Genomic DNA, 7,366 nt, shown 5'->3' with positions numbered 1-7,366 from the left:
AGTACTGAACATAGCTCCAAGACTACCTCTTAAGTTAAGAGGGGCGAAGTGTCTGGATCTTCAAGGGGCCAATCTAGATAGTCTGTCCTGCCACCAGGGTCATAGCGTCCGAAGTCAGGTGATGGTTAAGGGTCAACAGTTGGTGTGGCGTGGTACCAAACTGACGCGACACCGAGTCGAGCGTATCCCCCTCAGCTACCTGATAACGAACCATAGCGAGCGACCCGGAAGGCGCCTGCAACATTTGCTCGGCCGCATACGCCACTGGGAGTAATGCTTGTTGACCCAAAAAGAGATAAGTCCACACAACCTGATAGACTTTACTTGGTTTGAATTTCATAACGAGTCCCTGAGGGGGTATGCCTATATTGGGCGGGACTATACAATAGGGAGACATGATGGATGACATGATTAAAACAATAAAGAAATAATAAAATGAATAAATTAAAAAACAAAGCAAGCCTGTATGCTTTTGATTTAAAAAGCCAAATAAAAAATCTGCGCTGCCTATTTCAAACAGCCACCAACACAGCCACCAACACAGCCACCAACACAGCCAATAAAATAGATTTCACGATGCATTAAAACCCAACAAAAATGTGTCACGCATCACATAATTTCAGCCTTGTTATTCCAACCACGCTGCCTCCGCAACAACCGCATATTTCATCTTGACGAATGCGCCCCACGGTATACGATAACGAGGGTCTAAACTGCTCGTAGATATTATCTCCTCACATTCACCCAGTGAGGATGATGTCAGGTTAATGATGTGACCACATGGCCGCCTAACCAGGCGGCCTTTTTTATCAACATCGAAACACCACACCGATTACGCATATCCGGCTACGGCGTGATGCATTGCATAGCTCAATAGCTGCTGCAAGTTAACGGATATACCTGTTGATGCACATCCTTTGGAAGGCGACCATTTATTTACGATAAAACAATAAAATAAATAGTTTGTAAAATTCGTCATCTTCTTCTCTTCGCCATATCTTTGTGCTCTACCATTATTTTGTCGCACATAATGAGAGAATACAGACATGCCATATGACACCCACACCACGTTTAATATCGGTGACAAGGTAGCTTGCTGTGTTTATGGCGAAGGCATCATCATTGAAAAGCAGCGCCCTGGTAAAATAGACCGCTGGTTTGATGGGGATACGTGGCTTCAAGTCATGATGCCTAACTATCCCTATTGTAAGGTCTATTTCGATATCTCAGGCAGGTGCGCCGAAGAAGGGGATTGGCTGGTGAACCACCCGACCCTGTTTCACCAAGAGCTGCGTCCGAATGTGATAACCCGCCAGCCTAATCGGCCTTTTTATCTGGGTGAACGCGTTATTGATTTAATGTGGGGAAAAGGGACGATTATCTCAACCAATTGGCATGACAGCAGACCGTTGCGGGTGGCCTTTGATAATTACCCATACAAAAACCGGGATGGATACCCCCAGTCATTACTCTATCGCCCTGACGGGACACGCATGCAATCGGATAAGCAGCGCCTGTTCCATGAAGACCAGGCACCCACCATCGTGACTCGTTGAGCCCCCAGGGGACCTGTGAGCCATTCCAGCCATATGAGCAAACGGGGACACGTTGGCCCCCGATATCGCGGCAGGCGACAAACTAGATCAAGAACTCATCCAGCTGACGACCTTGTTCAAGTTCCTGGGCCAGAAACTTAGGGGTACGGCCCTGACCGGTCCAGGTACGCTCTACCCCATGTTCAACGTAACGGTATTTCGGTGGGCGAGGCGATCGCTTTTCTTTGGCTGCTGCCGGGGCACTGCCCACCAACTCCGTCGGGTCGATACCAGCTTGGGCCAACATTGCTTGGAACTCAGCAAGCTTTTGCAAACGCTCGGCATTAGCCGCTTGCTCTTTCTGCGCGGCCTCCAGCCGCTCCAGATAAATCGCTTCAATCTTCTCGTGAGCTTCTTTGACTTGCTCCAGAGTCAGCTCACGCAGGACAACACGCAGACTGCGTACATTCAACAAGACTTTCAGAAATTCACTCATCAACTATCTCTCTAGTAAAAGAGCAGTCCGAAGCTACTCGGTAGCTCGAGTCTGAAAATAAAAAAGCACCATGTCTACCAAAATCGAGCCTGTCGCTTCAACTCCATAAGAGTCCAATCGCAGTATTTTGATAATTGTGGGAATGAACATACCCTAAAATAATTACCTGTTGGCCAGATAAAGTTATGGGTCCCGACAATCACGTTCAACCGATTGAGTTCAAGATCCTCCCGTGCCTGAATGGATTTGAATCCCCGGCTCGACTTACGGTCCATTGCTGTTCATATTTCAGACAACACCATCCCAGTGAATAATCCCTTCATTACACTTTGCTGCAGACAACCAGCCCTGACGAGATGGATCTCAAGTGAAGCCAGCCAAAGAATATGTCGATTCCAACATTAAATTGATGCAGCTATCAACGCACGAAATGGCGCAGATTGCAGAAATTGATCGATATCGTCTGGCGCAACTCTTAGCACCTCAACCACTTAGTTTAACCATTTTTTCGTTCATCCATTAGATTTGAATCCTTATTCAAACCAAGCATATCGCGCGTTTGCACCACCGGATGACGCTGTTTGCGGTAAGTGACGACAATGGCTCTATCAAGCACTATAACTTATAGCTATCTTCATCCAACGTGGTTATGGCGTAGCCATAAAAATCATCCTGCACTCCTACTGTCTGACTCGGGAACCACCACTGACAGGACACCTCAAATTATCCGTTGTAATTGCTAGTGGCTAGGTACCGCTCGGCATGTCCACCCAACAGCAGACGTTTGGTGGTAAAAAATTCGGGCCAAGTGAGGCTAAACCACTGCTCGGCTAATCTCGTGTGTGGATGCTGAATGTTTTTGTCTTGGGCGATTCGGAGCGCACGATTATAAGCCCTTAGCACTAGCTGGCGCTGGTCAGTTAGCCTTGGGCAGTTGAGATTTAGTACCCTTATGGTGTTATCCACCAGTTCTTTGACTGTGGCAAAGTGGTTATCGGCAATATTTACTTGAGTGCAGGCTGTTGCATCAGGTTTGAGTTCTCCCGTGCGTTTATCCAGCATAAATAGGCAAGGAGTGTGTGGCATTGTCAGCGGATTAAGCAGATACCCTTGTAAAGTATCCAACTCATCTTTTAAGTGGTTCTTGTGTGAATCGCAGCTTAAGTTCTCCGGCAGTCGGTGTGCTGATTGATCAGCATCATTGCCACCGATACAAACAGCAAAGACATTTTGCCAATCCAAGCCCCAGTTATGGTTCGCAACATTGGCTCGATCCGATTTATCATGAAAGTGTTCAACCCTCTGCTTGTGTGCAGGAAGACCCACTACCTTGCTCTCGCAATAGCCACACAAACCACCTTGGTCACTGAGCATCAACTGACGCAGGGATTTGTAATCTTGGCCGCCCTTATGATTACGAAAGTCATGTTCCCAAGTCGCAACAGGGTTCGAGGCAGCAAATGTCGTCAGAACATTGGGAGGGAGCGATTTACTGATCCTCTTCAAGACTCTGCTCCCACAGCTTGTTTTCGATATAGAGATCCGCCTCGGTCAATGCAGGTTCTTCATTACCAAAGTGGGCATCGAGGACTTGCCGCATGGCAAGGGCCTTCGGAGCATCCCAATCATCTGCATAAACCAGATCCAAATACTCGGTGAGTAGGGTTGCCATAGGGTCAGATTGTGGGCGTGGTTCTACCCCAAAAACCCGCTTCAAAATTCGCGATGATTCAGCTCCTTGAGTCCCCTGAGGCGCGTTATACACTTGGTCCTCATAGATGACTCGTATACAGTCCGTCGGTGCAGTACTGACCACCTGCGGGCTATGGGTGGTAACAATAAATTGGATCTTGGGGAATGCATCACGTAACGAGGCCAGCACTTTCTGCTGCCAGGCGGGGTGAAGGAACATATCTACTTCGTCGATTAGCACCAGTCCCGGCGTTTCCTTTGATGCGCATGCCCCAGATTGCGGGTTGAGTTTGCTGCAGCGCCAAGCGAGATCGGCAACTAGCGAGACCATCGCCCGGACCCCATCACTCAACAGGCTCACGGGCAAGATCCCTTGATCTGGATGAATCATGGCCAATTCTTCGTGGGAGAGACTGTAATGGAAGTACCGCCAGCCGGAAGATGGTTGCAATACTGATTCAACAGCCCCCTGAATGCTTTGGAGCTGCTCTTTGAGGGAGTAGCCCTCATAAACATCTGCCATCTGCTGCTGCTGTAACTCGGCATAAGTTGCCTTGGTGAACCACTGCTGTAATTGTTTGTAATTAGATGCCGTGGTCAGGCAATCCTCATAACCCATAGTCCGACTCACGCTCAGGACAGATTTACGCTCCATGTTTTTGTGTTCTTGCCACAAACGCCCCGTGCCATAGTAGGCCACCACCGGCAGAATGACCTCGTCCAAGTCACGCACCTGCTGCATGAGCTGATCGCCATAAATAGACAACTCGCTAGCGTCTTTGATGGTCGTTTTGTTGTTGATCCCAGTTAATGTCCGTTTGATATAGCACACAGGCTCATTGAAGCTCGCGCTGATTTCTACCGGAAACATTTGCTCGCTACTGAGTACTTGCTCCTGCCTACGATAACGCGCATCCGATTTGGCAATCCCACGCCCTTTGCCAAAGTCAAACGCAGCCACAAAGGGGCTAACTGCGACAGCTATCGCATCAAGAATTGTCGATTTTCCAGAGCCATTAGGCGCAACTAAAACTGTCATATTGGGATGAAAATCGATGTCGAGGGTGGAAAAACGCCGAAAATTGGTTAGCGACATACCATGCAAATTAATGTTTGGCTGCGCTGATTTTACGCTGTTGTTCACTCTGTTTACTCCAATTTTTGCTTCTTTTTTGACACCACTCATGTCCTCAAGACTTGCCCTATCGTTTGTCCAAAACAAAACAGACTTATCAGAGTTGCTCTAAATAGCTGTTCCGAATAGTAGAGCACTGCTCTCACACAGCCTCAACGAGAGGCATTGAGCACATATCGAGGTCTAAGCCTTGTCACGTCAGGCTTTGCCACCTGATAGTTAATATGCCTTACACTGCAAGGTTTTCGGCAAGATGTAGCGCTATTAGGATCAGCTATTTAGCATCGAACGTGTATCCATCAAACCTTCTCATGTTACAACGATGCCTCGGCAGAAACACTGCAAAAACGCAAATATGCCATGTCATAGCTGATATTGACATCCCAAATAAGCCACTGAAATTGTTCAATTTTTACATTGTGGCCACAAAAGCTTGCAGTCCCATTCGATGATTGTGTACTTGATACCGTGTATTGCCTGGCGGAACACCTCCTCTGCCTCATCGAAAGAGGCTGCGACGATGCTCTGCAGATTTGTCTCGCTAGCCAACGGCTTAAGAAAGCGCATGCTGGTTATCGACCGCCATTGAATGCTGCCCCGGCTCGTCAAACTTCAGCAGTCTTGGGTGATGACCCGGAGACGTGAGCATAGCTGATGTCTGAAGCAAGGCGAGTAAGAAAACCCAAATGAGCCCATCAAGATCACTGGCGCTTGAGTCAGATTTGATGTCGGTACGAATCTCTCGCAGTGAGTTCACCCCCAAGGGGTAGCAACAGGCCGACCTGTTTGCCCCGTCGTCCACCCAATCAGATGCGTTGATGGCAGTGATGGACCAGATTAAGGCCAAGGGATTGGGGCGCGTAGGCTTTGTCAGTCAAGGTACGGGGTCAACCGAGTGGATGATGCGACAAGAGCACCTGAGCCCCTGTTACACCACCCGCAGGGAGGACCTGCCGGTGGCGAGGTAGCCCTGAGTCGGTTAGCTGCGAGGCTAGATGGTTACACGTCAGGATCCAATACCTCCCAACGTCCGCTCTTACGCGGTCCAACAAAACGTAATCGACCGTCCTTGACCAGCACGGCAACAGCTCTCTCCACGGTACTGGTCGACTTGCCAATCCGCTCTGCAACTTGCTTGAGCGTTATGGTCGGCTCAGCCGTCAGTTCCGCCAAGATGGCCAGGGGGGTTTTGAACCGCTTTTCTACCTGCGTTTCAACCTTCATTTCTACCCGCATTTTCTCCTGATGAGGTGATACTGCTGCTGGTTGAATCGCAATCGCTTGGGCCAGCGCATCGCGCAGCGCTTCCAGTAAAAAGAGGATGAACTCGGTACAATCACTGCGACTATCAGCCTGACTTAGCTGCTGATAGTAGTGATCTTGCCGTGCCTTAATGACCGTCTCCACGGGTAAGAAGGCCATGACAGGCTGCCAACGGCTCAAGATCACCGTCTGCCATAAACGTCCCATCCGACCATTTCCATCCGCAAAGGGATGAATAAACTCCAACTCATAATGCAAGGCACAGGAAGCGATCAGCGGATGAGCCTCGGTCTCAGCTAGCCAAGTCAATAGCAGTCCCATCAGACGAGGGACCTGGTTCGCAGGGGGTGCCATATGCACTAACTGCTCGCCTCGATAGATGCCTACACCACCGCTACGCCAGTGACCCGCATCATCACAGAGTCCACGCATCAGGAGTCCATGAGCACCGAGTAAATCTTCCGCTGAAGCTGGATCCCAATCAGGCATTGCTTCATAGGCCGCAAACGCATTACGGACCTCTTGGATTTCCCGTGGAAGCCCAAGTACCGTCTTCCCCTCAATCACTGCCGTCACCTGCTCAACACTCAGGGTATTGTGCTCAATAGCCAAGGAGGCTTGGATGGTTCGGATCCGATTCTCTCGACGCAGCATCGGAACCTGAGAGCTCTGAGCAAACCGCCATTGCCCCACCAACTCGGCGATGTCCGCCACTCGACTCAACATGGCGTGGGTCAGGGTGAAGGGAGGGGAATAGGATGCCATGGAGTACTCCAACTGATGCGATAACAAATGAGGGAATAGCTTAACAGATCCGGGTGTAGAAACTCCCAGATCAGATGCCATCTAAAACTGCAGTAAAAGTCTTTTATCAACGCCAATAAGCCTTCAAAGGTTACTCCCCCCAAAGCACTGATATCCCTGCCCACGGCGCTTGGATTCCCTTTTGGCAAGGTATGCCGCATGGAGCAGCACTTTTTTTATAGCCACAGGATCATCTGAAAAAACTTCGTGCTGTCCCTTCTCTGAAAGTTCAACTAACCCTCGCCTCCTGCAAAAATCAATTGATACATCCGCTTCAAAGACGGCTCGATGCCAAGCCACTCTAAGCTTGTTTGCCAGATTCATATTCTCAGACTTGAATTTCCCCAGAGAGTAATAGGCTTCTCCATTTAAGAAAAACATCAAGTGATAGTGAGGAACGACAGCCTCTGCTGTTTGCTCCCTCGCCCAAACATATCTGAT

At 49.2% G+C, this 7,366-nt stretch carries 8 protein-coding genes; 2 read left to right on the top strand and 6 right to left on the bottom strand.

What is annotated here, in order from left to right; translation table 11 throughout:
• Positions 1 to 73: 73 nt before the first annotated feature.
• Positions 74 to 340 (bottom strand): LysM peptidoglycan-binding domain-containing protein, encoded by a 267-nt coding sequence (locus tag OKB87_RS23255; protein ID WP_270828610.1) that lies wholly within the window; start codon positions 338 to 340, stop codon positions 74 to 76.
• Between the two features lie 706 nt (positions 341 to 1,046).
• Here OKB87_RS23255 and OKB87_RS23250 point away from each other — a divergent pair.
• Positions 1,047 to 1,556 carry a hypothetical protein gene (locus OKB87_RS23250; protein ID WP_270828609.1) on the top strand — a complete coding sequence of 170 codons (510 nt, stop codon included), beginning with the start codon at positions 1,047 to 1,049 and terminating at the stop codon, positions 1,554 to 1,556.
• 82 nt (positions 1,557 to 1,638) lie between these two features.
• Here OKB87_RS23250 and OKB87_RS23245 read toward each other — a convergent pair whose 3' ends face one another.
• The 3 genes from OKB87_RS23245 to OKB87_RS23235 form a co-directional block, all read right to left on the bottom strand.
• Positions 1,639 to 2,031: an H-NS family histone-like protein gene (locus OKB87_RS23245; RefSeq protein WP_270828608.1), complete on the bottom strand. Its 393-nt coding sequence runs from the start codon at positions 2,029 to 2,031 to the stop codon at positions 1,639 to 1,641.
• 723 nt (positions 2,032 to 2,754) lie between these two features.
• On the bottom strand, positions 2,755 to 3,537 hold the full coding sequence (locus tag OKB87_RS23240) for a retron system putative HNH endonuclease (protein ID WP_270828607.1): 783 nt from the start codon (positions 3,535 to 3,537) through the stop codon (positions 2,755 to 2,757).
• The gene (locus tag OKB87_RS23235) at positions 3,521 to 4,909 is read right to left on the bottom strand and encodes an AAA family ATPase (protein WP_270828606.1); all 1,389 of its coding nucleotides are present in this window, start codon (positions 4,907 to 4,909) and stop codon (positions 3,521 to 3,523) included. The genes OKB87_RS23240 and OKB87_RS23235 overlap by 17 nt, the downstream gene beginning before the upstream one ends.
• 767 nt (positions 4,910 to 5,676) lie before the next feature.
• Between OKB87_RS23235 and OKB87_RS23230 the strand changes: the two genes are divergently transcribed.
• Entirely contained in the window at positions 5,677 to 5,826 is a 150-nt protein-coding gene (locus OKB87_RS23230) for a DUF4113 domain-containing protein (RefSeq protein ID WP_270828605.1), read from the top strand.
• A 31-nt stretch (positions 5,827 to 5,857) separates the two neighbouring features.
• On the opposite strand, the gene OKB87_RS23225 is transcribed toward OKB87_RS23230, so the two are convergent.
• On the bottom strand, positions 5,858 to 6,886 hold the full coding sequence (locus tag OKB87_RS23225) for a Fic family protein (RefSeq protein ID WP_270828604.1): 1,029 nt from the start codon (positions 6,884 to 6,886) through the stop codon (positions 5,858 to 5,860).
• A gap of 123 nt (positions 6,887 to 7,009) precedes the next feature.
• A partial coding sequence (locus OKB87_RS23220) for a YagK/YfjJ domain-containing protein (RefSeq protein WP_270828603.1) occupies positions 7,010 to 7,366 on the bottom strand: 357 nt, incomplete at its 5' end.

The sequence above is a fragment of the Aeromonas sp. Y318-1 genome, assembly GCF_027706125.1.
GTDB lineage: Bacteria > Pseudomonadota > Gammaproteobacteria > Enterobacterales > Aeromonadaceae > Aeromonas > Aeromonas hydrophila.
This window is presented reverse-complemented; position numbering and strand designations above follow the sequence as displayed.